Source organism: Bacillus sp. Je.9.29.b (assembly GCF_051129925.1).
Lineage (GTDB): Bacteria > Bacillota > Bacilli > Bacillales > Bacillaceae > Bacillus > Bacillus safensis.
The window spans coordinates 154217-179272 of record NZ_JBCPSO010000004.1 but is presented as its reverse complement, the minus strand read 5'-3'; the positions used below and the strand labels follow the sequence as shown (position 1 = coordinate 179272).

Annotated in this window: 19 protein-coding genes; all 19 read right to left on the bottom strand. The window is 40.9% G+C overall.

The genetic code is table 11. The features are described 5' to 3' along the window. Nucleotides 1-16 precede the first annotated feature (16 nt). Entirely contained in the window at nt 17-277 is a 261-nt protein-coding gene (gene spoVS / locus AAZR19_RS09750; RefSeq protein ID WP_003211281.1) for a stage V sporulation protein SpoVS, read from the bottom strand. Nucleotides 278-479: 202 nt separating this feature from the next. Further along, nucleotides 480-1274: a TIGR00282 family metallophosphoesterase gene (locus tag AAZR19_RS09745; RefSeq protein ID WP_024424109.1), complete on the bottom strand. Its 795-nt coding sequence runs from the start codon at nt 1272-1274 to the stop codon at nt 480-482. A 90-nt stretch (nt 1275-1364) separates the two neighbouring features. Further along, entirely contained in the window at nt 1365-2927 is a 1563-nt protein-coding gene (gene rny / locus AAZR19_RS09740; RefSeq protein WP_003211958.1) for a ribonuclease Y, read from the bottom strand. A 233-nt stretch (nt 2928-3160) separates the two neighbouring features. Beyond that, nucleotides 3161-4336: a serine hydrolase domain-containing protein gene (locus AAZR19_RS09735; protein ID WP_056766511.1), complete on the bottom strand. Its 1176-nt coding sequence runs from the start codon at nt 4334-4336 to the stop codon at nt 3161-3163. Nucleotides 4337-4479: 143 nt separating this feature from the next. Then, nucleotides 4480-5523: a recombinase RecA gene (recA, locus tag AAZR19_RS09730; protein WP_039178719.1), complete on the bottom strand. Its 1044-nt coding sequence runs from the start codon at nt 5521-5523 to the stop codon at nt 4480-4482. A 178-nt stretch (nt 5524-5701) separates the two neighbouring features. Further along, nucleotides 5702-6952: a competence/damage-inducible protein A gene (locus tag AAZR19_RS09725; protein WP_056766509.1), complete on the bottom strand. Its 1251-nt coding sequence runs from the start codon at nt 6950-6952 to the stop codon at nt 5702-5704. A 16-nt stretch (nt 6953-6968) separates the two neighbouring features. Continuing rightward, nucleotides 6969-7550, bottom strand: coding sequence for a CDP-diacylglycerol--glycerol-3-phosphate 3-phosphatidyltransferase (gene pgsA, locus AAZR19_RS09720; RefSeq protein ID WP_076839598.1), 582 nt, complete (start codon nt 7548-7550; stop codon nt 6969-6971). Between the two features lie 74 nt (nt 7551-7624). Then, nucleotides 7625-8524, bottom strand: a complete 900-nt coding sequence (locus AAZR19_RS09715; RefSeq protein WP_056766505.1) for a helix-turn-helix domain-containing protein — start codon at nt 8522-8524, stop codon at nt 7625-7627. 23 nt (nt 8525-8547) lie between these two features. Continuing rightward, the gene (locus AAZR19_RS09710) at nt 8548-9339 is read right to left on the bottom strand and encodes a DUF3388 domain-containing protein (RefSeq protein ID WP_003211480.1); all 792 of its coding nucleotides are present in this window, start codon (nt 9337-9339) and stop codon (nt 8548-8550) included. 131 nt (nt 9340-9470) lie between these two features. Beyond that, on the bottom strand, nt 9471-9728 hold the full coding sequence (locus tag AAZR19_RS09705) for a DUF3243 domain-containing protein (RefSeq protein WP_056766502.1): 258 nt from the start codon (nt 9726-9728) through the stop codon (nt 9471-9473). Nucleotides 9729-9801: 73 nt separating this feature from the next. Continuing rightward, nucleotides 9802-10530, bottom strand: coding sequence for an elongation factor P 5-aminopentanone reductase (gene ymfI, locus AAZR19_RS09700; RefSeq protein WP_056766499.1), 729 nt, complete (start codon nt 10528-10530; stop codon nt 9802-9804). A 31-nt stretch (nt 10531-10561) separates the two neighbouring features. After that, complete coding sequence (locus tag AAZR19_RS09695; RefSeq protein ID WP_056766497.1) at nt 10562-13681, bottom strand: MMPL family transporter; 3120 nt, start codon at nt 13679-13681, stop codon at nt 10562-10564. Continuing rightward, nucleotides 13659-14135, bottom strand: coding sequence for a MarR family winged helix-turn-helix transcriptional regulator (locus AAZR19_RS09690; protein WP_041109112.1), 477 nt, complete (start codon nt 14133-14135; stop codon nt 13659-13661). Before AAZR19_RS09690 ends, AAZR19_RS09695 begins: the two co-directional genes overlap by 23 nt. Before the next feature lie 151 nt (nt 14136-14286). Next, nucleotides 14287-15579, bottom strand: a complete 1293-nt coding sequence (gene yfmH / locus AAZR19_RS09685) for an EF-P 5-aminopentanol modification-associated protein YfmH (RefSeq protein WP_025092606.1) — start codon at nt 15577-15579, stop codon at nt 14287-14289. Next, nucleotides 15576-16856 (bottom strand): EF-P 5-aminopentanol modification-associated protein YfmF, encoded by a 1281-nt coding sequence (yfmF, locus tag AAZR19_RS09680; RefSeq protein ID WP_056766495.1) that lies wholly within the window; start codon nt 16854-16856, stop codon nt 15576-15578. The genes yfmH and yfmF overlap by 4 nt, the downstream gene beginning before the upstream one ends. 145 nt (nt 16857-17001) lie before the next feature. Then, a complete protein-coding gene (locus AAZR19_RS09675) occupies nt 17002-20118 on the bottom strand; it encodes an MMPL family transporter (protein ID WP_349905054.1) in 3117 nt (1038 codons plus the stop codon). Between the two features lie 312 nt (nt 20119-20430). Further along, entirely contained in the window at nt 20431-21660 is a 1230-nt protein-coding gene (locus AAZR19_RS09670) for an MFS transporter (RefSeq protein WP_224426564.1), read from the bottom strand. Nucleotides 21661-21762: 102 nt separating this feature from the next. Then, on the bottom strand, nt 21763-22488 hold the full coding sequence (locus AAZR19_RS09665; RefSeq protein ID WP_024424122.1) for a GntR family transcriptional regulator: 726 nt from the start codon (nt 22486-22488) through the stop codon (nt 21763-21765). A gap of 164 nt (nt 22489-22652) precedes the next feature. After that, the gene (locus AAZR19_RS09660; RefSeq protein ID WP_056766489.1) at nt 22653-25028 is read right to left on the bottom strand and encodes an FtsK/SpoIIIE family DNA translocase; all 2376 of its coding nucleotides are present in this window, start codon (nt 25026-25028) and stop codon (nt 22653-22655) included. Between the last annotated feature and the right edge of the window lie 28 nt (nt 25029-25056).

The window sequence follows — 25056 nt, the reverse complement described above, 5'->3', positions numbered from 1 at the left end:
AATAATAAAATTAGAATTATCGTGGCTCAACAATCAATTTGATGGCTGTTCTTTCTTCTCCATCGATCAGAATGTCAGTAAAGGCTGGAATGCATATCAAATCCACTCCGCTTGGCGCGACAAATCCCCTTGCAATGGCGACAGCCTTAACCGCCTGATTCAGTGCTCCAGCGCCGATTGCTTGTATTTCCGCTGCACCGCGTTCACGTAAAACGCCGGCTAATGCTCCTGCTACTGAATTCGGATTTGACTTTGCTGAAACTTTTAAAATTTCCATTTCTGCTCCCCCTTAAATTTACAATGGATAAGTGAGTGTTCATTAGAACAATCTTTGTTAGATGATGCTATTTTTTTGAAAATCCATCCCCAAAATGTTTTTCAAAAATAGCAGGCTACCTACCATTTTTACTATATTCACGATAGAGGGCACATATTCCTTCTTTCTGATTAATATTTTTCTGAAATAAATATGTGAACATTTATTCAAAGAAAATATGGTCATCATTTATCAAAATTCGATCAATTTTGACAGCTTTTTTCGACTGTTCGTCAATTTCTACGATTACTGCACTTAACGTCGTGCGGCCTTCTGCAATTTCAAACCGGACTGGGAGACTTGTTTTGAATCGTTTAATGATCGTTTCTCGGTCAACACCTAAAATGCCATCATAAGGTCCTGTCATCCCGACATCTGAAATATACGCAGTTCCTTTTGGCAATACGCGGTTATCTGCTGTTTGAACATGTGTATGCGTTCCAACGACACATGATGCACGGCCGTCTGTATACCAGCCCATCGCCTGCTTTTCACTTGTGGCTTCACCATGAAAATCAATAAAAATAAACGGTGTCCGTTTGGATGCTTCCGCAATTAATTCATCTACTTTTTGAAATGGGCAGTCAATTGGCGGTAAAAACGTACGTCCTTGCAGGTTGATGACAGCCAATTCTTTTCCTTGTTTTTTAATAAACGTGAGACCTTTTCCAGGTGTGCCTTCTGGGAAGTTAGCAGGACGGACCATATTAGCTGCATCATCGATGAAATCGAAAATGTCTCTTTTATCCCATGTATGGTTGCCCATTGTGAGCACATCAGCTCCTGCTTGCAGCAGCTCATGATAGATTTTTTCAGTTAGACCTTTCCCGTGAGCAGCATTTTCTCCGTTGACAATGGTAAAGTGCGGCTGATATTTTTTCTTCAGCTTTGGCAAGTATTCTTTCAGTGTGTCTCTGCCAGGTGAACCGACAATATCTCCAACAAATAATATTTTCATGCGCTTTTGAACCCTTTCTCTTTTAAATTGATCTTCTTATCAGTGTTGCATATTTACACAAAAAAATAAAGCGGCGCTAAGCGCACCGCTCTATTTTGCATACTCTACTGCGCGAGTTTCTCGAATGACTGTCACTTTAATGTGACCAGGGTAATCGAGCTCGTCCTCAATTCGCTTACGAATATCCCTTGCTAGACGGTGAGCTTCAAGATCATTAATTGAATCTGGCTTCACCATAATACGTACTTCACGTCCAGCCTGTATCGCAAACGATTTTTCAACACCTTCATAAGATTCAGAGATATCTTCTAATTTTTCAAGTCTCCGAATGTAATTTTCAAGCGTCTCACTTCTTGCACCAGGGCGTGCTGCAGATAATGCATCAGCTGCCGCAACAAGAACAGCGATAATAGATGTCGGTTCTTGGTCACCGTGGTGAGAGGCAATACTGTTGATGACAACAGGATGCTCTTTATATTTCGTCGCAAGCTCAACGCCAATTTCTACGTGGCTTCCTTCTACTTCGTGATCAATGGCTTTTCCAATGTCATGCAGAAGACCTGCTCGTTTTGCAAGCTTTGCATCTTCTCCAAGCTCTGAAGCCATGAGACCTGCAAGATGTGCAACCTCAATTGAATGCTTCAGGACATTTTGTCCATAACTTGTACGGAATTTTAAGCGTCCGAGAATTTTGATCAGATCCGGATGCAGACCGTGAACTCCGACTTCGAATGTCGTTTGCTCACCCATCTCGCGGATATAATCATCGACTTCACGGCGTGATTTTTCCACCATTTCTTCAATTCGTGCAGGATGAATGCGGCCATCCTGGACTAGCTTGTCCAGAGCTATCCTCGCTGTTTCACGTCTAATCGGATCAAAGCCCGATAGTATAACAGCTTCAGGTGTATCATCTATGATCAAGTCAATACCTGTTAACGTTTCTAACGTACGGATATTTCGTCCTTCACGTCCGATAATACGACCTTTCATCTCATCATTTGGAAGATTGACTACAGATACCGTTGTTTCAGCCACATGATCAGCTGCACAACGCTGTAACGCAAGTGAAAGAATATTTTTCGCCTTTTTGTCAGCCTCTTCTTTCGCTCGGTTTTCAGATTCTTTCGTCATGACTGCAATGTCGTGGGAAAGCTCATTTTCAACTTGATCCAGAATGATTTGTTTCGCTTCATCTCGAGTTAGACTTGAAATACGTTCCAACTCGGCTTTCTGCAAACGAATCATATCATCCACTTTGCTTTCCATCTCTTCAATATGTTGTTGTCGTTCATTCAGAGAATGATCTCTCTTCTCCAACAGGGACTCCCGTTTATCTAAAGATTCGTCTTTGCGATCAAGATTTTCCTCTTTTTGAAGTAAACGGTTTTCTTGTCTTTGAAGCTCATTTCGTCTTTCACGAACTTCTTGCTCCGCCTCTACACGAAACGAATGAATTTCATCTTTCGCTTCCAAGAGCGCTTCTTTCTTCAATGCTTCCGCATCACGCTTTGCATCCTCAACAATTTGTTCGGCCATGTTTCTTGCGCCGGATATTTTTGCTTCTGCAATGGTTTTACGAACAAAGTAGCCAACAACTAAACAGATTAGGCTCAGCAAAATGGAGATGATCGTAAACATCGTAGGCGACATATTTTCACCTCCTCTTGCTATGAACTTGGTTTTACAAATAAAGTGTCGGCATGTACATTGTTTTGTGTCTCAACATACAGGGCCTTCACAGGGAATGAGATCCTCACTGCCCTTGTCAAGTTTAAATTAGTTATCAATCATGTTAAGAAAAACAAGTGATACATTCCCATTGTAATTGTGTCGGAAATACTTGTCAAGCTAGCTATCTTAGCGTTTGCAAAAGCAGATCAGAATTATTCTTGATTCAGCAGCTGATATACTTTATTGTTCACTTGGCCCAGTTTAGTGTTATTTTGTATATTTGAGAACAAAACAACGATGGTTTGCCCAGATTTGCTAAAGCTGTTCAAAATGTTGAAGCCCGGCATGACACCATGGTTTGAATAGCTACCGGGAGCAACATAAAATCCCATTCCGTATGTGGAGCTGCTTCCTGGCGTAAACATCTTTTTATAGCTCTTCTGTGAATACAGTTTGCCGTCTATCAGGGCTTGGTCAAATTTGTACATATCTATAGCACTCATATAAATATCTCCAGCACCGTAAAGCTGAGATAGATCGGGCATATACGGTGTAACCGCTTTGCTGCCTTTCAGCTTATACCCGACAGCAGGATAAGGTTCTTTTTCATATGTTTTGTAAAAGCCTGCATGCGTCATTCCCGCCGGTTTAAAAATATGATTCGTTATATATTGTTCATAGGACTCACCGCTTACTTCAGCCACAATATAAGCAAGAACAGAATAGTTGGAATCCTTGTAGCCCCATATGCCCGGCTGCCGATGAATTCCCTGACGTTCTATGTCTTTTATTAATTCGTCCGGAGTAATTGCGCCATTTCCTTCAATATGTCCGTTTATTCCCGATGTATGTGTCAGCAGATTTTTCAAAGTAATCGTTTGTCCGTTAGGGAAATGAGGTAAATACGTGCTTACCGGAGCACTTGTCTGAAGTTTCCCCTTTTCCTCAAGCTGCAAAATAGCGGTTGCAATCAGCGCTTTTTGTGACGAACCGACATAAAAAGATGTTAATGGATTATTTTGAATTTTTCGTTTACGGTCTGCATAACCAAAACCTTTATTTGTTACAATTTCTCCATTTCTAACAATCATGGCTGTTCCGCTGAAACCGATCTCATTTAAATAACTGCTGATTTTGTGATTGCGGTCCACTGTTTTGATTTGTTTCTCTGATATTTTGGCGGTTTTCCTTTTAACTTCTTTTTTCTGGCTATTTTCTAAAGCTACTGCAGTTTTTTGAAACGGGTTGTTCTCTTCACTAGTTCGATGAAGCACATTCCACATCGTTAAGCAAATCATCGCGGCTAAAAAAACAAGCACAAGTTTTCCCCTCTGACTTGGTTTTCTCCCTCTGCGTTTGGCAGTTCTTCTGCGGGTCGGGCTTGTCATTATTTTTTCCTCCCAAAATAAATTCCATTTTGTACACTTTAGACGGATGAAGTACTGAAAAAGTTGTCGAAAGTTTTTTGCAAAATAAAAAAGGCTGAGTTTTTTCACCCAGCCTTTTTTATCATTTCATACTAATTTTATTTTTATTCTAATTCTAATTGTTCTAGCGCCTCTTCAGATTCCTGCTGCGTTACTCCGTTAGTATCCAAGCCGTAATGTTCGCGAATTTGCTCCTGGATCATCAGCATGATATCTTTATTTTCTTTTAGGAACTGTTTCGCATTTTCACGGCCTTGTCCAAGACGTTCCTCTTGGTAAGAATACCAAGCACCGCTCTTTTGTACGATATCTAGCTCGCTTCCAAGGTCGATGATTTCTCCCTCTTTTGAGATCCCTTCACCGTACATAATGTCTACTTCGGCAATACGGAATGGCGGTGCTACTTTGTTTTTGACCACTTTAATTCTCGTTTTATTCCCCATAATGTCATTGCCTTGTTTCAGCTGTTCAGCACGGCGCACTTCTAAACGAACAGACGAATAGAACTTCAGCGCACGTCCACCTGGCGTTGTTTCAGGGTTACCGAACATGACCCCAACTTTTTCACGAATTTGGTTAATAAAGATGGCAATTGTTTTTGATTTATTGATAGCACCTGATAGTTTACGAAGTGCTTGGGACATCAAACGTGCTTGAAGACCAACGTGTGAATCACCCATATCTCCTTCAATCTCTGCTTTTGGTACAAGAGCAGCTACAGAGTCAATAACAACAATATCAACTGCCCCGCTGCGGACAAGAGCTTCTGCAATTTCAAGTGCTTGCTCTCCTGTATCCGGCTGAGAAAGTAACAATTCATCAATGTTGACACCTAGTTTTTGAGCGTAAACTGGATCGAGTGCATGCTCTGCATCAATAAATGCAGCTTGTCCTCCCTGCTGCTGAACTTCAGCAATGGCATGAAGGGCTACTGTCGTTTTACCAGAACTCTCTGGACCATATACTTCGATAATACGGCCGCGGGGATATCCGCCTATTCCAAGCGCAGTATCAAGTGCTAACGAACCACTAGGTACTGTTGAAATACGTGTATCTGTTTGCTCTCCTAGTTTCATAATAGAGCCTTTACCAAACTGTTTTTCTATTTGTTTAAGAGCCATATCTAAGGCTGCTTGACGATCACTCATTCTATTGTTTCCTCCTTTATCAATTCCACTATCTATACTATACCTTGTTTTACGTCATTTGCCAAGAAAAAAACGAACACATATTCGATTTTTTTCTCGGCAGATTTTTTAAGAAAAGAGTGTTTTCTATTAGAAAAAACGCTCTTTTATAAAGGAGTAAACCTAACAAAAAACAAAATTAACTCTCTTTTAATAAGTTGAGTAAGTGATGCAGACCATATTTCACAGCGCGCTTTCGAATGCCCGACCGGCTACCTGTAAACATCCATTCAAACACGTCCGTCTGGTCTTTCGTAGATAGTCCAATGAACACTTTTCCAACAGGCTGACCCTCTTGGGTATCAGGTCCTGCTACACCCGTAAAGCTAATGCCAATATCACTTCCGGTCAGCTTTCTAACCCCTTCAGCAAGCTCTAAAGCACACTCTTTGCTGACAGCACCATGAGAAGACAGTGTTTCTTCCCGGCAGCCAAGTACCTGCTGCTTGACTTGGTTTGTATAACAAACCACACTTCCGTTCAAAATGGATGATGCTCCTTCGAGATCTGTCAGCCATTCGGAGAACATTCCGCCAGTCAGGCTTTCTGCTGCTGCTACTGTTTTCCCGTGCTCGTGCAAGGCTTTGGACGCTTCGCGGACAAGTGATGTATCACCATATCCGTAGAAGTACTCTCCTACCCGCGCTAAAATTTGCGCTTCTGTTTCTTTTAACAGACGCTCTGTTTCTTTTTCATCCTCATGCTTAGCAGTCAGCCTTAGCGTCACTTCACCGTCAGATGCGAGTGGTGCAATCGTCGGGTTGGTTTGAGCATCAATTAAATCTTCTAGGTCTGTTTCAAGCTGCGATTCACCGATTCCGAAGAAGCGCAGAACAACAGACACGATCTTTTCCTTTAAGCCAAGCTTCTCAGAAATCAGCGGCTTTGCCTCGTTTTCAAACATCGGGTGCAATTCACTTGGCGGTCCAGGAAGAAGCATATAAAACGTATCGTCTTCTTGAATAAACATACCCGGGGCCATCCCGAAACGGTTCACGAGCACATCAGATCCTTCTAGAACGAGTGCCTGCTTACGGTTGTTCGGTGACATAACGCGGCCGGTCTTTCGAAAGTAGTCTTGAATCGATTCAAATGCTTCTTCATTTAGTACAAGCTCTTTCCCAAGCGTGCTCGCAATGGTTTCTTTTGTTAAGTCATCTTTGGTTGGTCCAAGACCACCCGAGAAGATAATAAAATTAGATCTTTCCTGCGCCACCTGAATGGCCTGTTTTAAACGCTCTGGATTGTCACCAACTGCTGTGTGGTAATAAACATTCACACCAATTTCAGCTAGTTGTTTGCTGATGAATTGTGCATTCGTATTCGTAATTTGCCCTAGCAATAGTTCGGAACCGACTGCAATAATTTCTGCTTTTCTCTCTGACTTCAAAGCGTACACGTCCTTTTTAGTTAGAATTCTTTAAAGTTTCCCAGTTTTTTGCAAAGTAATCCCAGCCTGAGACAACAGTGAAGAACACCGCTACCCACATCGCCAGATCACCAAACGGGAATGATACAAGTTCAAACGGCAGGTTATGCAGTAAAAGTGCTGAAATCGCAATGATCTGCGCCCATGTCTTCACCTTTCCAAGCATATTCGCTGCCACTACTTCACCGCCTCCGGCTAATACAAGCCTTAGACCAGTTACAGCAAATTCACGGCTGATGATCACAATCGCCATCCATGCCGGTGTGAGGTTGTATTGAACAAGTATAATTAAAGCAGCTGAAACAAGCAATTTATCTGCAAGCGGATCTAAAAATTTACCAAAGTTCGTCACTAAATTAAGCTTACGTGCGTAGTATCCATCAATCCAGTCAGTTGTTGAAGCGACAATAAACAGGATCGCTCCAACAAGGTGCGTCACTTCGATGCTGACGTCGCCAAAGCGCGCAACACCCCAATCTAGCGGTGCAAGCATAATAATCATAAAAACAGGGATCAAGGCGATCCTAGAAAGGGTTATTTTATTCGGTAAGTTAAACATGAAATCCAATCCTCCAATAATGCAATTTTTTTATGTATATAATAGTAGGAACAAAAGAAAAGTCATCTACTTGCTTAAGATGACTTTTCCTTTCCTTTATTCACAATCACAATGTTTTGTGTCATGGTGTTCTTAGGGTCTAATTCGTACTTAAGTGTCTCGTCATTTACCTTGATATCAATTCCAGACGCATTGCCTAGACGGATATCGACCTGAGAAAGATCAGACAGGTCTGTTTTAAACGATTCGCCATCTTTTAGTTCGCCCATCTTCAACACTTTTCCAGATTCGTCTCTTACACGCAACCATGAAGCTTGCGAGGCAGAAATTTTTAACTCCATTTCGTCTGCACCTGATACTTCATACGTTGTTGTCGAGCCTTCTGTATTCGTCGCCTTTAATGATACAGTTTCATCGTCTTTTGATGAATCATCTTTTTTAGATGATTTTTCTTTATCATCTGACGAAGCTTTTTCTTTTTTCTTTTGATCTTTTGCAAGAGATGAATCCTTAGATACTTCATATTTAGATTCTGATTGCTGAGGGGCCGCCTGATTATTCTTCTGTCCGCTATCATGATTGACCGCCTGCACGATCACATAAATGATGGCGATGACCACAATGATGCCTCCAATAATTAAAATTGTCGGCAATAGTTCAAGCACTTTCGAGGCAGGCTTTGGCAGCTCTCTTTGCGGCTTAATATTCGATAATTTATCAGATACTTCATCGTTATACGTGCTTGGAACATCTTTACGAAATTCTTCGAACAATTGTTCAGGATTCAGTCCAACGGCTTCGGCATATTGTTTAATAAACGCTCTGACGTAAAATTTACCTGGAATAATATCATAGTTTCCTTGTTCGATTGCTAGCAAATAGCGCTTTTGGATCTTGGTCACCGCCATCAGATCCTCCAGCGACATCCCTTTTTCCTCTCTGGCCTCAACGAGCCGTTTTCCCAATTCAGTCAAAACAAACACCTACCATTACCATATTAAAAATCGAAGCCAGAAAAACCAGAATGATCAAACACTTGTGGTTCTTCAGCGTGTTCATATGTAATCTCTTCGTCTGCGCTATTCCGCAATTCAATGATATAGTCGAAATCATCCATTGTATATTCTGAATTTTGAATAAAGATGTCTGGATGCTCGACCACCTTCGTTGCCGGCAGTCTCATAATTTCCCTTAAAAGCTGCAAATGCTTCTCAGAACCTCTTCTTGTCGACACAATCCCATCAATAATAAAGACGTTATCTGGGCTGTATTCATCTGCGATCAGCTGACTTCGGATCGTCTGTTTCAAAAGAGTTGATGATACAAACAGCCATCTCTTGCTGGCACAAACACTTGAAGCCACAATTGATTCTGTTTTTCCGACACGCGGCATTCCGCGAATCCCAATCAATTTATGTCCTTCTTTTTTAAAGAGTTCAGCCATAAAATCAACAAGAAGACCGAGCTCGTCTCTTTCAAAACGGAACGTCTTTTTGTCATCGGCATCACGCTGTATGTATCTTCCATGACGAACAGCTAAGCGGTCACGCAGCTTCGGCTGTCTTAATTTCGTTACTTTTATCGTTTCCATTGTATTTAAAATTGATTCAAGCCGCTTTATTTGATCTGTGTGGTCACAGCGTAAAAGCATTCCGCGTCTTGATACATCAACACCATTGATTGTCACAATATTAATTGAAAGCATCCCCATTAGAGAAGAAATGTCTCCTAAAAGTCCGGGACGGTTTACCTGTATCTCATATTCAAAATACCATTCGAGCTTTGCCAAATGATATTACCCCCTTCATTGTGGCAAATTTTTACCTTCCTTTATCATAAAGCATTTTCACATTTTTAGAAAGCACAATGTTGTCAAACGGTTAAAATAAAAAGAGAGGCACAATCGACCTCTCTTTTTGTTTAGTGCGAGCTATTATTTTCAACTAGCTTGACCATCATATTTGCAATGGCACGCTGCTCATCTTCTGATGCAACGCTCCAAAGGTCAGCAAGTACTCTTTCCTGCTCGTTCTTTGCGTCAACTTCGTTAGCTAGATATCCGCCAATTTCATACGCAAGGTTATTGATGGTCTCATCTTCTAAACCTTTATCCTGCGCATGATTTAAGCGATCACCTAAAAAGTTTTTCCAATGGTCCCAGTTCTCAAGTACAGACATGTCTATTCCTCCATTCGAAAAGATGAATTACAGCCATAGCTTTTGTCATGGAGAGACGAATTATACACGTTTTTTAACAGTACCAGCCGCCATTGACAGATAAAATTTGACCTGTGATATAACTTGACTGTTTTGAGGCGAGAAACCAAATGACATCTGCAACTTCCTCAGGGGATGCAAGCCGGCCAAGCGGAATTTCTTCTTCCAGCATTGTGATGTCTTCCTGCGTAAAACGATTCATCATGTCTGTTTTGACAGCACCTGGCGAGACAGCATTTGCTCTAATTCCACTTGGAGCAAGCTCTTTTGCTAATCCTTTGATAAACGCATTTTGCGCACCTTTGACCATGCTGTACAGCACTTCACACGATGCTCCCGTTTCTCCCCATATCGAGCTGACCGCAATGATATGGCCTGCTTTCTTTCGAATCATGGCGGGTAAAAGGGATTGGGTAAGCTCATATGGACTTGTGACATGAAGCTGCACCATACTGGCTAATACGTCTTTTTCTGTGTCTGTCACCAATCCGACATGGCTTCTGCCGCTATTTAAAACAAGAATATCTGGACAGAGCGGCAGACGGCTGACAAGCTCATCTGCTCCGCCCGTTTTAGATAAATCTGCTTGAACAACGTGCGTTTGAATGGAATATGCCTCATCCAAATGAGCGGCGAGGCGCATAGCTGCCTGTTCATTTTTATGATAATGGAGCATCACATGGCAGCCTTCTTGGGCAAGCTTTTTCGCTGCTGCCTGCCCAATCCCGCCACTGGCACCTGTTATCAGCGCCCAACGACTCATCACATTGATTCCTTCTTTCTATATAGAATACCTATTCTTTTCGTTTAAATGGGAACCAGTTGGCTGATCCGAACAATTTCACCATCACAGGTACGAACAATGGTAGCACAACGAGTGCGTACAGTAAAAGTCCTGTAAGGACAAGTGTTGCAATCTGCAAGAGAGACAGCACACCTGATGGAAGCATGGCGGCAAATGTTCCTGCCAAAATAACAGCAGCAGACATAATGACAGACCCCATATTTTTCATCGATTCAGTCATGGCAAACTGGATGTCTTTTGTTTTGTATTCATTGAACCGCTCCATTAAGAAAATCGAATAATCGACTCCGAGCGCCATTAATATGACAAATCCAAAGAATGGTACAGCCCAGTTAATGCCTGGATATCCGAAGAAATGGGTGAAAATAAATTCTGTTACACCGATTGCTGTAAAGTAAGTCAATATGAGTGAACCTACCAAGTAAAGCGGCATGACAAGCGAACGGAACAAGATCACCAAAATAAGGAAAATACCAATCATCATATAAAGCACTGTCTTATTGAAATCTTGGTCTGACAGTTGTTTCAGATCAGCATTCATACTTGAGACACCTGAGACGCCAAATGAAGCATCTTTTAGGTTTGTTTCAGGAAGTGCCCGCTCGACAGAAGCTTCCACTTGTTTAATCGTCGACAAGGCGTCATTTCCATATGGATTTTTCTCTAAAATGACATCAATCTTTGTCATCTTGCGATCATCTGACATGTACGAATCAAATACTTGCTTGAATGCTTTATTTTTCAAGACGTCTTTTGGAATAAACCAGCCGGCCATGTCTTGATCTGGTGCATTTTTCAGTTCGTCTAAGTAGTCGCCTGCACCCATTAAGCCGCTCGAAATTTTCTCCAGTCCATTTACACTTTTGTTCAGGCCATCTGTCAGCTTGGTCAGGTTATCCCCAAAGCCGCCAATCTTTTCTTTCATTTGCTTTTGGCCATTCATGATGTCGCCCGCTCCATTTGCAAGCTTTGGCATATTGTCGGCTAATTGTCCTTGACCTTTAGACGTTCGATCCAGTCCATTTTCAACTGCATCTAAGCCAGCAATGAGTTCATCGATTTGATTCGTCAAGACTTTTTGCTGCTCAGAAGCTTTTGCGATAAAGGCATCAGCTGCTTCAAGCTGCTTTCTAGCTTCTTTCGCTTGTTTGGCATAGCTGTCTGCCTGTTTCGCCCCTTCTTGTAAGGTCGCAGAAAGTTCATTGTACGAAGCTTTAATGGCTTGATACGATTGATTTTCTTTTACCTGCGGGATTTGCTTTTCAAGGGTACTAAATTGTGTATTTGCTTGTTTGATTAACGCTTTTACATCTGCTGCGGCAGAGGATGACGTATCCACTTGCGCTAATGCTGCCTTTAATTCTTTGGAAATGCTTTTATATAGTGAAACTTGCTGATTCACTTGTGCGACTTGAGCCATTAATTCCTTTTTTGCACCTTTGATTTCATCTTTAATGGCTGCTACACCTTTTTTATTTTGGTCGATGCCGTTTTGCAATTTTCTTAAGGATTTTTCAACATTTTGAATCCCTGTTTGCACAGATTCTGTACCAGATATCAATTTGTTAATGCCTTTTCCTGATGATTTGATTTGCGGTGTTTGATCCTCAATGGATTGACTCATTGTCGTCAGTGCATCTTGGATGTTTTTCAAGCCCTCATTGCTTTTATCAAGTCCTGTGTTCAGTTCTTTGGCTTGTGATTTCACGTACAGATCACTCAGCCCTTTACCGACAGGACGTGTGGCACTTCTCACTTTACTGACCCCATCTGTTTGTTCAATTGCACGGCTGAGTTTTTCGATGGCAATCAGCCCTTCATTGTTGTCTAAAAGGTCAGATGATTTCACGACCACTGTTGCCGGAAGTGCTTCACCCGGTCCAAACTTATCAGAAATGGTATTGAATGCGTTAACCGATTCGTATTTATTACCAATTTCATCTAAGCTGTTATAAGAAAGAGTTCCTTTATACATGAGAATTGGCGGAAGCGTAATGATTCCTACAATTAATAAGCTGAAAAGCGGTTTCTTAAATGAAAAACGGCCTGCTGTTTCCCACATTTTTGACTGCGGATGGGCAATATCACCTTTAATCGGCCAAAATAACACCTTTCCTAAAACTGCCATAAAGAACGGCACAATCGTGAGAAGAGCTACAATGAGCACAGCAACCCCAACTGCTACTGCAACAGCTGATTTATAAAGCTGGAATTGTGCCAGACCAATACATGTAAAGCCGATCAGCACTGCAATTCCGCTGAATAAGACGGTCTTTCCTGCTGTTTTATACGTAATCAGAATCGCTTCAATTTTATCTTTACCGTGTGCGATCTCTTCCTTAAAGCGGCTGAGAAGCAGTATGCAGTAGTCCGTTCCAATTCCAAACATGATCGCGACCATAAAGATCTGAGTAAAGGTCGAGAGCGGAAAGTCTACATATTTCACTAAATAAGCCACGATTGATTGACTCACCAAGTAAGACAGTGCCACTGCGACTAACGGAACGAAAGGCGCCACAGCTGACCTAAAAACAAGAATAAGGACAACGAGAATAAACCCAATCGTAATGAATTCTGTTTTCTTCAGGCCTTCCTGCGAACTTGTGATAACATCATCATCAATTAACGGCTGCCCTGTCATTTCAAATTTCAGGTTTAAGCTTTTCAGCTTTTCATTGACTCTTTCTTTAAAATCGGACGCTTTGATTTTGTTTGAGTCATATGTAACTGGAACAAGGAGTGTCGTTTGATCTTTAGAGAGCATTTGTTTTTTGATATCTTTATTGGCTTCAAAGTAAGAAGTGATGTCCTCTATGTGGAGATCTTGATCTTTTTCTAAAATATTCATTGCCTTTTTTAAAGATGTTTCTCTTTCTTTCACAATGTTCTTTTCTTGAAAGACAATGACGATTGATTTTTCTGTATCGCCGTTTTCAGACATTTTCTTTAATAACTGATTGGCATATGAGGACGGATAGCCGTCTGGTACAGAAATTTGCCCCTTTTCTTTTGTTAATTGCGCCATATTAGGAGCGGTGATGAGTAACACTGCCGCTAATACGATCCACAAGATCGTGATCAGCCATCTACCCTTTATGATTGCTCTCATTAGTACTTTGTGCCTCCTCTTCGATGATCACTTGATAGATCTTTTCATATGTTTGAATAAATGATTCCATTTCTTTTTCTTCAAGCTTTTCAAAATAAGATCGAACTAGGTCTTGAAGCTGCTTTTCCATTCGGCTGACCACTTCTTTGCCCTCTGGCGTGACGTACAGGTGAACATTCCTTCTGTCAGCTTGATCATGTTCACGAAAAATATAGTTTTTCGTAAAAAGACGATTAGTCATGGATGTTACAGCACTTTTGTTTACATTACATACATTAGCAAGGTCCGTAGATGTACACCCTGGATGTAAATTGATGTATCGAAGCGAGTAATATTGATCAAGCGTCAGCTCTTTATCAAGCTTTTCGGTGATCATACTCGAGACTTTTTTCTCCATCCAGAGATAGACATCTGCATACCTCTGGATGAGCTGGGCAATTTTATTTTGTTCCATACGCTGCTCCTTTTTAGTTTAAGTGTTTAACTATTAAAGAGTTTAACTAATGTCCAAAACAATTGTCAATGAATATCCTTACAAATAAAACGGCTTTTTCAATGAACATAAAAAAGACAAACTCTGCCGATATGAGTTTGTCTTTTTAAATTTATTTTGTTTTTGGGACGACTTTGAAAACAGACATCCGTTCTTCATCAATTTCTTCATCTAAAATTTGCTGAATATCAGCTAATTGAATTTGTTCCAGCATTGTGACGACATCAAATAAGCTCATGTCTAAGAATGCATATCGAGTAAATTGGTTCGCAATATATTCTGGAGAATTCATGGCTTTTAAAAAGCTGCCGATTTTTTTCTTGCGCGCGAGTTCAATTTTCTCTTCTGTCATGAGGCTTTTTGCTTGAAGAAGGGTTTCTTTTAATACCTTTGCAAGTTGATCAGGATCATTTGTATCCCCACCAACTGAAGTGAAGCCAAAGCCGCCCTCTTCTGTATAATCGTAGCTGAATGTTTCATCAATTAAGCCTTTTTCATACATCTGTTCATATTGTAAGGAGCTTTTGCCAAACAGCGTCTCTAAAATGAGGTTCATCCCAAGCTCATGCTTTAGCAGCTGATTTCCTTTTTTATGCGGATTCTTTGTTTTCAAACCGAACATACATTTAGAGCCTTGTACGTTCATTGGAAGTTCGTATTCTTTCCGGTACACACCTTCAGGCTCATTGATGTCTTTTCTTTTGATCTCTGGCTGGTCTGTAAATGGCTTTTTCGCCTGATTCGCTCTGACTTGATCTAAAATTTGCTTCGGATCAACAGGCCCGACGACGAATAGAAGCATATTGCTCGGATGATAGAACGTTTCATAACATTCATACAAATGATCTTTTGTAATAGGGGCAATGCTCTCTACTGTTCCAGCAATATCTATTCTCACAGGATGCTCTTGATATAAATTTTCAATCAGACCAAAGAATAAACGCCAGTCCGGATTGTCATCATACATGTTAATTTCTTGACCAATGATGCCCTTTTCTTTTTCGACTGTTTTTTCAGTAAAATAAGGCTCTTGAACAAAATCAATGAGTGTCTCAAGGTTTTGTTCGACATTTGAGGTGCTTGAGAATAAATAAGCCGTTCTCGTAAACGTTGTAAAAGCGTTTGCGGATGCTCCCTGTTTACTAAATGTATGAAACACGTCTCCATCTTCTTTTTCAAACAGCTTATGCTCTAAGAAATGGGCAATTCCGTCAGGCACTCGAATCATGTCTTCTTTTCCAAGCGGCACAAATTCGTTATCGACAGAGCCATATTTTGTTGTAAAGGTCGCATAGGTTTTGTTAAACCCTTGCTTTGGCAGCACATAGACGTCAAGTCCGCTTTCCATTTTTTCGTGATAGACCGTTTCTTGCAGCTGATCGAATTGAATTGTTTTCACTGTCATGAAGCACCCTCCGTTCCTTTAAGAAAATAGGTCGTATCCCATTCGATTTTCTGACCCACTTTGATGATGTCCTCTTTTGTCACTCGGTCTAATGCTTCTAAAAAGGAATCAAGGGTTTCCCCAGTTGGCACAACGGCATGCTGATACAAATATTCTGCTGTTCCATATGACGTATCGATCGTTTCAAGTAGCTGGTTTTTGACGACTGCTTTTGTTTGATCCATTGCTTCATCTGAAAAATCACCTTTTTGCATCGCTTCAAATTGTTCTTTGATGATGTCCACTGCCTGCTGGTAGTTGCCGACTTCAATTCCTGACATGACCATCATCAAGCCTTTAAAGCTCTCAAGTCTAGACACAGCGTAGTAAGCAAGACTTGCCTTTTCCCGAACATTAATGAATAGCTTAGAATGCGAGAAACCGCCGAATATGCCATTAAACAAATGCAGTGCCGGATAATCTTTATCTGCAATCGTTGTATGTGTGCGAAAGCCGATATTCAGCTTGCCTTGTTTTACGTCCTCTTCATCAATGACTTCTTTTGGTTCATTTTGAGCTCTTGCTGATTTAGTCTGCTTTTTGACTGGTTCTCTTTCACTTGTTTTAAAGTATTGGGAAACCATACGGCTAATGTCTTGTTCGTCAACATCTCCGACAACATAAAGATCAAGCTGGTTTGATTGAAGCGCATGCTCATAAGCTTCAAAGAGCGAGTGAGCTGTAATTGCGTCAATGTCTTCCATTTCACCATTGACGTGCAGTGCATATGGTTCACCTTTACACATTTCCTGCACGAGTCTTAAGTTCGAATAACGCATTTTGTCATCATAAACTGCCTGAATTCGCTGTTTTAATGTGCGTTTTTCTTGATCTACATATAATTGACTAAACACCCCTTCTTCAACATACGGGTGGAATAATAGGTCAGATAGTAAGGCAATCCCTTTTTCTAGTAAAGGGGTTTGATCCTTTAAATATTTTTCATTCGCCATTTCTAGGCGAAAGGTAATGATATGATTCTCACCTTTTTTCGCCATGTCTGCCGAAACGGTTGCTCCATAGAGCTCATCAAAATAGGCACGCAGTGCTCCTGTTTTCGGCATCTTTTCTGTTCCTCTTAACAGCACATGCGGGAAAAGAGAACGCATGGTGACGTCATCTTTGGATAGCGGTGCAAGCATTTTAAAAAGGATTGTCACGGTTTTAAATTTTTCTGTTTTGACAATATGAGTATGAAGACCCGGTGTGTCCAGTGTCTTCTCTTGTAAGTACGTCATGAGAAACCTCCTTTGTTCATCCTATTTATTATGTATTAGAACATAGCTGATATATACGTGAAACAGCCATTTAATAGACATTATATCAATCAGAGGAAAGGATAGGAAATAAAAACGCCTCTGCTCATAGCAGAGACGCCAGTCGTTATTTCATTCTAAACGGCCACCAATTCCATTTACCAAAAATACGAACCATGACCGGAATAAAGAGGGGCAATACAACAAAAGCATATAATAAAAGTCCAATGAGTACGACTGTTGCAATTTCAACAAGCGATAATACTCCTGATGGCAGCATAGCAGCGAACGTACCTGCTAAAATGGCCACTGCAGAAATAATAACAGAACCCATATTTCTCATCGCTGATATCATCGATGCTTGTACATGCTCTCCCTTCCATTCATTAAAACGATCCATGAGGAAGATAGAATAATCGATGCCGAGCGTCACAAGAATGACAAAGCTGAAAAATGGAACAGCCCAGCTGACACCATCGTAGCCAAAAAATGTTTTAAAGATCCATTCTGTTAACCCGATTGATGTAAAATACGTTAAAATCAGTGAAAGTGTTAAGTATATCGGCATGACGATTGACCGTAATAAAATAATTAAAATAATAAAAATACCAATTAACATGAAGATAACAGTTCGAATAAAGTCACCGTCAGACGTTTCTTTTAAGTCCACATTTAAGCTTGAGATACCAGATACACCGTATTTGGCATTTTTGAGTCCACTTACAGGTAAATATTGATCAAGGGTTTCCTCAATTTTCGCGACACCTTTCATCGCTTCATTGCTGTATGGATTCACATTTAAGATGACTTCAAAAGTCGTTAATTTCCGATCTGGAGACATATACGTATGAAAGATTTGCTTAAATTCTTGGCGTTTCAGCACTTCTTCTGGAATAAACCAGCCCGTTACTTCTTCATCTGGCGCTTGCTGAAGCTGCTTTAAGTAGCCGTCAGCCTCGGTGAAGCCGCTTTTGACCTGCTCAAGCCCTTCAATACTTTCATCTAATCCATCTGTTAATAACGTAAGTTTCGATGAAAGCTGGCTAAATCCTTTTTTGATGGCTTTTTGGCCGTCTGTCAGCTGATCTGCACCATCTTCGATTTTAGGCATTTCTTTAATCAATTGTTTTTGGCCCTCATTTGTTTGATCAAGGCCGTCATAAATTTGATCAAGCCCATCCATGAGCGCTTGCACTTGGCGTTTTACTTCTTTCTGCTTGCTTGATAAGGTTTGAATCACTTGATCTGCCTGCTTGATCTTTTGCTTAAAGTGAGCGGCTTCCTCTTCATATACACTCATTTGATCCCCTGCTTGATCAAGCATTCCTTTTGTTTCTTTGAATACCTTCTTGATTTCTTTATATTCATCCATGTCTTTTACTTCTGGAAGACGATTTTCTAGTGCTTCAAATGATAGATTTTCATAGGATGCCTTTACTTTCTTAATGGTTGTCATCAGCTGCTGATTCGATTTCGCATGGCGTTCAAGTGTATTCACCACTCGCTCTAGCTCTTGAATCATCGTTTCGCTGCTGCGATATTCTTGCTCTAATTCTTTTTTCGCTTTTTTGATTTTACTTCGAATGGTGCCGACGCCTTCCTTACTGCGTCTCACCCCATCTTCTAAAGAGATTAGGGATTCCCTCACTTCTCCGATACCGCTTTTGATTGCTTTTGTTCCATCAATCAGCTGGTCAATGCCTTGAGCGGATTCTTCAATTTTTGGTTTTTGTTTGAGAAGGGCGAGATTTGTTTCGGTCAAGCCATCTGAAATTTTCCCGATTCCTTCATGGCCTTTGCCGAGTTCTCCTCCAAGCTCTTTGGCTTGAGAGGTGACATAAAGCTGGCTCAGCCCGTCCCCAACAGGACGCGTGACACTGCGGACTGTTTTGACTTCGTCAATGTCATTTAATTTACGAGTCAGTTTTTCAATCATGACAATCTTTTCTTGATTATCCAGCTTATCATCATTTTCGACAAGCACATTCAGCGGCAGCGCTTCACCAAAACCAAATTGCTCTGATATCGTATTAAATGCAGACACCGACTCATACTTATTCCCAATTTCATTTAAACTGTTATAAGACAGGGTGCCGTCGTACATAAGAATAGGAGGCACCGTAATAAGAGCGACTAACCCTAAGCTGATGAGCGGTCTTTTAAATGAAAAACGCCCAGCCCATTCCCACATTTTACTTTGCGGGTGCCGAATGTTTTCTCTTTTAGATGGCCAGAATAGAGATTTTCCGAAAACAGACATAAAAAAGGGAACGATGGTGACAAGGGCAATCAGCAGAATGCCTACTCCAACGGCAACACTAACGGCTGATTGATACAATTGGAATTTAGCAAAGCCAATACTTGAGAAGCCGACTAACACGGCTAAGCCGCTGAAAAATACCGTTTTCCCTGCACATCGATATGTGACGATAATCGACTCTTTGACATCACGGCCTTGACCGATCTCCTCTTTAAAACGGCTTAACAGCAGGATGCAATAATCCGTTCCGATACCGAACATAATGGCTACCATAAAAATCTGAGTAAAATTAGATAGAGGAAATTGTGTATATTCTACGAGAAAAGCCACAATACACCGGCTGACAGCGTAAGAAATGCCTATCGTAATGAGCGGAACAACAGGTGCCAATATCGATCTGAAAACTATGATTAAAATAAAGAAAATAAAAATCATCGTGATAAGTTCAGTTTTCTTCAGACCTTGTTGAGAGCTTTGAATGACATCTGAATCCACAAACTTTTGACCCGTTATTTCATATGAGACATGATAGGGCTTTAAAACTTCCTCAATTTGTTCTTTAATCTTCACAGCTTTTGTTTCGTAGTGGTCGAATTTGAATGGAACAAGAAGTGTACTTTTATCCTTTGATAAAAGTTGTTTTTGAATGTCCGGATCTACATGAAAATACGAAGTAATTCCGTCAATGTGGAGTTCTGGGGCATTTGACATGAGTGCAGCTAAAGCCTTTTTTAATTCCTGCTCTTTCGCAGGGAACAGATGTTGTTCGGAGAATACAAGCACACCTGTATCTTTTTTCCCGTTCTTATCTGACAGCTTATCCAATAGGTGAAGTGCCTCAGCTGTTGGTGTCCCCTCCGGAACCTTTAATTGCCCTTTTTCTCTTGTTAATTCCTCTAAATCGGGCGCAGTAATAAACAGAATCACAGCTGTTATCATCCACACCACTAATACAATCCATCTTGCTTTAATTATTTGCAACATAGCTGCTTCAAGCTCCTTCTAGTTCTTCAATCAATTTGCTGTATTTGAGCGTGTCTGAAGTGCTGACTGCGTCTCCTTCAAATGGCAGGATGACCTATTCAATTGTCCTTTCGTGTTGAAGAAGCATATCTCCATCATCAGCACTGCGAGCTCAATTTCTGCCTAAAGAAAGACAGAAAATGAATGTTTTTGAACACCTCCAATTTGGGATAATTTAAAAGATATTACTATACATTAGTTTAACTATCAAAATTTTACATGTCAATTTATAAAAAAGAAAAAAGATGGCAAAATACCATCTTTTTTCTATATTTAAACCGTTTTTAATTGTTCAGTCTCATCCTCTTCATCTGGCTGGATGAAAAAGAGGACCAAAAATAGAGAGATGAGACTGCAAATGGTCGAGAGAATAAAAACAATGGAGTCCCCTTTATCCATTAGATAGGCAAAAATCGGAGGTCCTAAAGCAACACCTATAAAACGCATACTGCTATAAAATGACGTAATGGTACCGCACTGCTCTTTTTCAATTCCTTCTGTAATCAGCGCATCAAGTGCAGGCAGCACAATACCGATGCCCACTCCGCCAATGCTTAAACAGATAAACAATACGTAAAAGCTGTGATTCCACCATAAAAAAATATAAGAAAGTGATAACAAAGCCATCCCTACAATTAAAAAGATTCTCATTTTTCCTTTTTCTTTTCCAATCGTTTTTCCAGCAATGTAGGAACTGATTGATAGAAAAAGGAGCGGAATACTCAGCAGGAGCCCTTTTTTGACGCCCTTTATTTGATAAGCCGCCTCTAGGTTATCGGATAGGTAAAAAAGCACACCAAAAAGAAGAAACATAATAAAACCGCCAATAGCAAAAATGGCATAAAGCCAGCGTCCCTCATGCTTAAAAATGGTCTTTGTTGATTTTAAAAATTCTTTAAATGTAGGCGGGTCCTCCTCTTTTTTCGACGACTCTACCATGAACAGTACCATGAGAAAGCTAATGATCGAAAAGAACGGGATGAACCAAAACGGCACAAACCAAAACCATGAAGCAAGAAGTGCCCCAATAATAGGGCTTAGTACCTTACCTGCTGTATTAGAGGTTTCAATGGCGCCAAGTCCTGCACTGACCTCTTCATCATCATGAAACAAATCTCCAATAAACGGCATAACGACAGGTGCGGCTCCAGCTGAACCAATCCCTTGAAGGACCCTTCCAAACAGAATCCACATATAAGGTTCTTTCATGATCGTTGAGGCGACTGCTGCCACAGCTCCTCCAAGTCCGGCGATTAAAAGACACGGCAGCAGTACCTTTTTCCGCCCAATCCGGTCTGATAAGTAACCGGCGATTGGAATACATAAGATGGCTACAACCGAATATACCGTAATAATGAGAGAGACTTGAAAGGAAGTAATCGAGAGTTTCTTTTCTATCTCTGGCAATACTGGTATTAACATCGAGTTCCCTAGTGTCATGATTAGAGGGACTGATGATAATGCAATGATATTCTTTTTACTGACTGTTTTCTCGCCCAACATCATTCACCCAATTCTATATACTGTTACGTATTAGTGTGGCAAGTTTAACGAGTATTATGTATGGGCAAACAAAAAGCAGCCGCCTATGGAAGCGACTGCTTATTAAAATCGTTTGCGTATGACATGAAAGCTGAATTTATCCGCTCGAAAATAATTGAGGGAGTATAAGACCGGCTGATCATCCTGATCATAGTGCATTTGTTTCAGTAATAATAACGCCGTTTCAGGGTCACAATCTAGAATCGGTGAGACCTGATCGTGGTAGCCAATTGGTTCAATGTCAGCAACTGCATATTTAATCCCGCTGTGCGGTTCTCTTCCAAACAGCTCAAAAAGAGACTCTTCTTCATGTGTAAAAGAAGCGGGAAGATGTTTGACCGGAATTTTATCTAAACAATAAACAACTGGCTGCCCATCTGCCGTTCGAACACGTTCCATTGAAAAAATCCCATCAGATTTATCACACTGAAAACGAATGACATCATTCTCTGTTGGCTCCCCTTCTTGCGAGGATAAAAAGATGGTGCCAGGCGTCATATTGACCTGCTCAATCATTTTCGTGACACTTGTCAGCTGTTCTATGCCTGTCGAAAAAAGTGGTCTTGAATTGACGAAAGTCCCTACCCCATGCCTTCTAATTAAATACTTCTCTTCTTCTAATATACGAAGGGCCTCACGCAGTGTCGCTCTGCTCACACCTAAAAGTTTTGAGAGCTCAAACTCAGAAGGCAGCTTTTCTTTTTCGGCATATACACCTGTTTGAATATCTTCTTTAATACGGTCAATCACTTTCAAATATAAATGGCGATTGTCTGTTTTGGTCGACATGTTTTCCCTCCGTCTAATCAATGCAAATGATAAGATGAGAAATCTCTATTCCGAGATAAGTTGAACATAACTATATCATGTTTTTGCAAATAAATAAATAGTCTGACATCCAGTTGACATAATCATACTATCGTTTACTATTTTTCAGGAAAGCTCTCTTCAATTTATGAAGAGAGCTCGTCATATTGTTCTTTTGAGAGAAGAACTTCTCTCGGTTTACTTCCTTCATATGGGCCTACCACGCCTCGCTCTTCCATTGCGTCAATGAGACGTGCCGCCCGGGTATAACCGATGCGAAATCTTCTTTGCAGCATAGAAACAGAAGCCGTCTGCATGCCGATGATCAATTCAACTGCTTCATCATACAGATCATCTTCCACAGCCGCAAGCTGATCCTGCGTTTCTTCGCTCGGAATCATTTCCTCTTGGTATTGTGCTTTTTGCTGTGTAATCACGTGATCAACAACATGTTCCACTTCTTCATCTGATAAAAAGGCGCCTTGCACACGAACCGGCTTGTTTGCACCAACAGGTAAAAACAGCATGTCCCCTCTGCCCAGCAGCTTTTCTGCGCCTCCCATATCAAGGATCGTCCTTGAATCTGTTTGAGAGGATACGCTAAAGGCAATGCGGGACGGGATGTTGGCCTTAATGACACCTGTAATGACATCGACAGAAGGTCTTTGTGTGGCGATAATCAAATGAATTCCCGCAGCACGTGCCATTTGAGAAAGTCTTGTAATGGAATCTTCCACATCAGAGGAAGCGACCATCATTAAATCTGCAAGCTCGTCTACAATGACAACAATATAAGGAAGCTCTGGCTGTTTAGCATCTTCTGTTTGATTCATACGTTTAATGTAATCATTGTATCCTTCAATATTTCTTGTCCCCGTATGCGAAAACAATTCATATCGGCGTTCCATTTCGCTGACTACTTTTTTTAGTGCCTGCGAGGCTTTCTTAGGGTCAGTTACGACAGGAGCCAAAAGGTGCGGAATACCGTTATACACATTTAATTCAACCATTTTCGGATCAATCATCATCATTTTCACTTCATGAGGCTTCGCTCTCATGAGAATGCTTGTGATAATACCATTGATACACACACTTTTTCCGCTTCCAGTCGAACCTGCTACAAGCAAATGCGGCATTTTGTTCATTTCAGCAAGCACAGCTTCACCCGAGATATTACGGCCGAGTCCAATGAGGAGCTTGGCATTTGGACGGTCATTTTGCTTCGATTCTAATACCTCTTTTAGTGAAACCATAGCAATTTCTGCATTCGGAACTTCGATGCCGATGGCTGATTTACCAGGAATCGGCGCCTCAATTCGTATGTCCTTTGCTGCAAGGGCGAGGGCTAAATCATCACTTAGATTGACGATTTTACTGACCTTCACGCCGACATCTGGATATACTTCATATTTGGTCACAGCTGGACCTAAATGAACCTGTGTGACTTTTGCTTTCACACCAAAGCTTTGAAATGTTTTTTCAAGTTTTCTGGCATTTTCATAAATATTTTTCTTATCTGTTTGCTGACCTGAATGCTGGGGCTCTGCCAAAATATCAAGTGACGGCAATTCGTAATCTTTGTTTTCAAGTTCTGTAAATGTCATCGGCGGTGCCTCTTTTGGTTCATCGGCTGTATCTGATTGAACTGGTGCACTTTGCACAGAGTCCTGAAGAGGCGCTGTCTCTTTTGCCGCCTGCTTTTTTTGAACCGTCGGGGTGAGAATGTCATCTCTGTCTGCAAAGCTTGAAATAATCGGCTGGCTATTATCAGAAGACGGGGTTTCCTCTTCGATCAAGATCAGATCATCATCGTCTTCTTCTTCTTGGATGCGTGAACGTTTTTTCTTTTCACCTGTTTTCTGAGAGGACGCGCTCTTTTTCGCCTGCCTGATCCCTTTCATATCTTCAACAAACGCTTTCCACTGCTTCACCATAAATTGTGATAGAGGAATCGTCACTTTTTTCACCATTTCCTGAAGGGATCGGTTTGTAATCAGGACAATTCCAATCAGCATCAGAACAATCGCCATGATTTGCGAACCTGCTTGCGCAAATAAGAAATAAGAAGCAGCAAACAATACGGCACCGATCATGCCGCCCCCTAAATCAGGCGATCCTGTTTCACCTTTCATATCCATCAAGAAAAGCTCAAATGTATTTCTAATCACACTTTGAGAGCCAATGACGCCAGCAGATGAAAGATGCTGAAAGAGCTTCACATGTGACAAAAGCAAGATACTCGCAATGATGCAGTAGAGACCTGCTTTTCTTCTTGTTAAAATATCTGGGATTTGTTTTTTCCAGAAAATCGTCACACCAAAAAGAAATAATCCGATAAGGCAGAGAATGAACCATTCACCTGCAAAGAATCGGAATAGATGTACAAAGGTTTGTCCAACAACGCCCAGCTGTAAAATGGCAATGATCGCTATGGCAATACAGACTAACCCATTTAATTCATATTTCAGTTTTAGCTGTTTATTTTGTTTTTTTCTCGTTTTCCGTTTTCTCTTTTTAGCCATACTCATCACCTTACTACGAAAGAAAATA

Excerpts from the sequence above, each read along its gene's own strand:
- spoVS (WP_003211281.1), bottom strand. The coding sequence starts at position 277 with ATGGAAATTTTAAAAGTTTCAGCAAAGTCAAATCCGAATTCAGTAGCA.
- AAZR19_RS09745 (WP_024424109.1), bottom strand. The coding sequence starts at position 1,274 with ATGAAAATATTATTTGTTGGAGATATTGTCGGTTCACCTGGCAGAGAC.
- rny (WP_003211958.1), bottom strand. The coding sequence starts at position 2,927 with ATGTCGCCTACGATGTTTACGATCATCTCCATTTTGCTGAGCCTAATC.
- AAZR19_RS09735 (WP_056766511.1), bottom strand. The coding sequence starts at position 4,336 with ATGACAAGCCCGACCCGCAGAAGAACTGCCAAACGCAGAGGGAGAAAA.
- recA (WP_039178719.1), bottom strand. The coding sequence starts at position 5,523 with ATGAGTGATCGTCAAGCAGCCTTAGATATGGCTCTTAAACAAATAGAA.
- pgsA (WP_076839598.1), bottom strand. The coding sequence starts at position 7,550 with ATGTTTAACTTACCGAATAAAATAACCCTTTCTAGGATCGCCTTGATC.
- AAZR19_RS09705 (WP_056766502.1), bottom strand. The coding sequence starts at position 9,728 with ATGTCTGTACTTGAGAACTGGGACCATTGGAAAAACTTTTTAGGTGAT.
- ymfI (WP_056766499.1), bottom strand. The coding sequence starts at position 10,530 with ATGAGTCGTTGGGCGCTGATAACAGGTGCCAGTGGCGGGATTGGGCAG.
- AAZR19_RS09695 (WP_056766497.1), bottom strand. The coding sequence starts at position 13,681 with ATGAGAGCAATCATAAAGGGTAGATGGCTGATCACGATCTTGTGGATC.
- AAZR19_RS09690 (WP_041109112.1), bottom strand. The coding sequence starts at position 14,135 with ATGGAACAAAATAAAATTGCCCAGCTCATCCAGAGGTATGCAGATGTC.
- yfmH (WP_025092606.1), bottom strand. The coding sequence starts at position 15,579 with ATGACAGTGAAAACAATTCAATTCGATCAGCTGCAAGAAACGGTCTAT.
- yfmF (WP_056766495.1), bottom strand. The coding sequence starts at position 16,856 with ATGACGTACTTACAAGAGAAGACACTGGACACACCGGGTCTTCATACT.
- AAZR19_RS09675 (WP_349905054.1), bottom strand. The coding sequence starts at position 20,118 with ATGTTGCAAATAATTAAAGCAAGATGGATTGTATTAGTGGTGTGGATG.
- AAZR19_RS09670 (WP_224426564.1), bottom strand. The coding sequence starts at position 21,660 with ATGTTGGGCGAGAAAACAGTCAGTAAAAAGAATATCATTGCATTATCA.
- AAZR19_RS09665 (WP_024424122.1), bottom strand. The coding sequence starts at position 22,488 with ATGTCGACCAAAACAGACAATCGCCATTTATATTTGAAAGTGATTGAC.
- AAZR19_RS09660 (WP_056766489.1), bottom strand. The coding sequence starts at position 25,028 with ATGGCTAAAAAGAGAAAACGGAAAACGAGAAAAAAACAAAATAAACAG.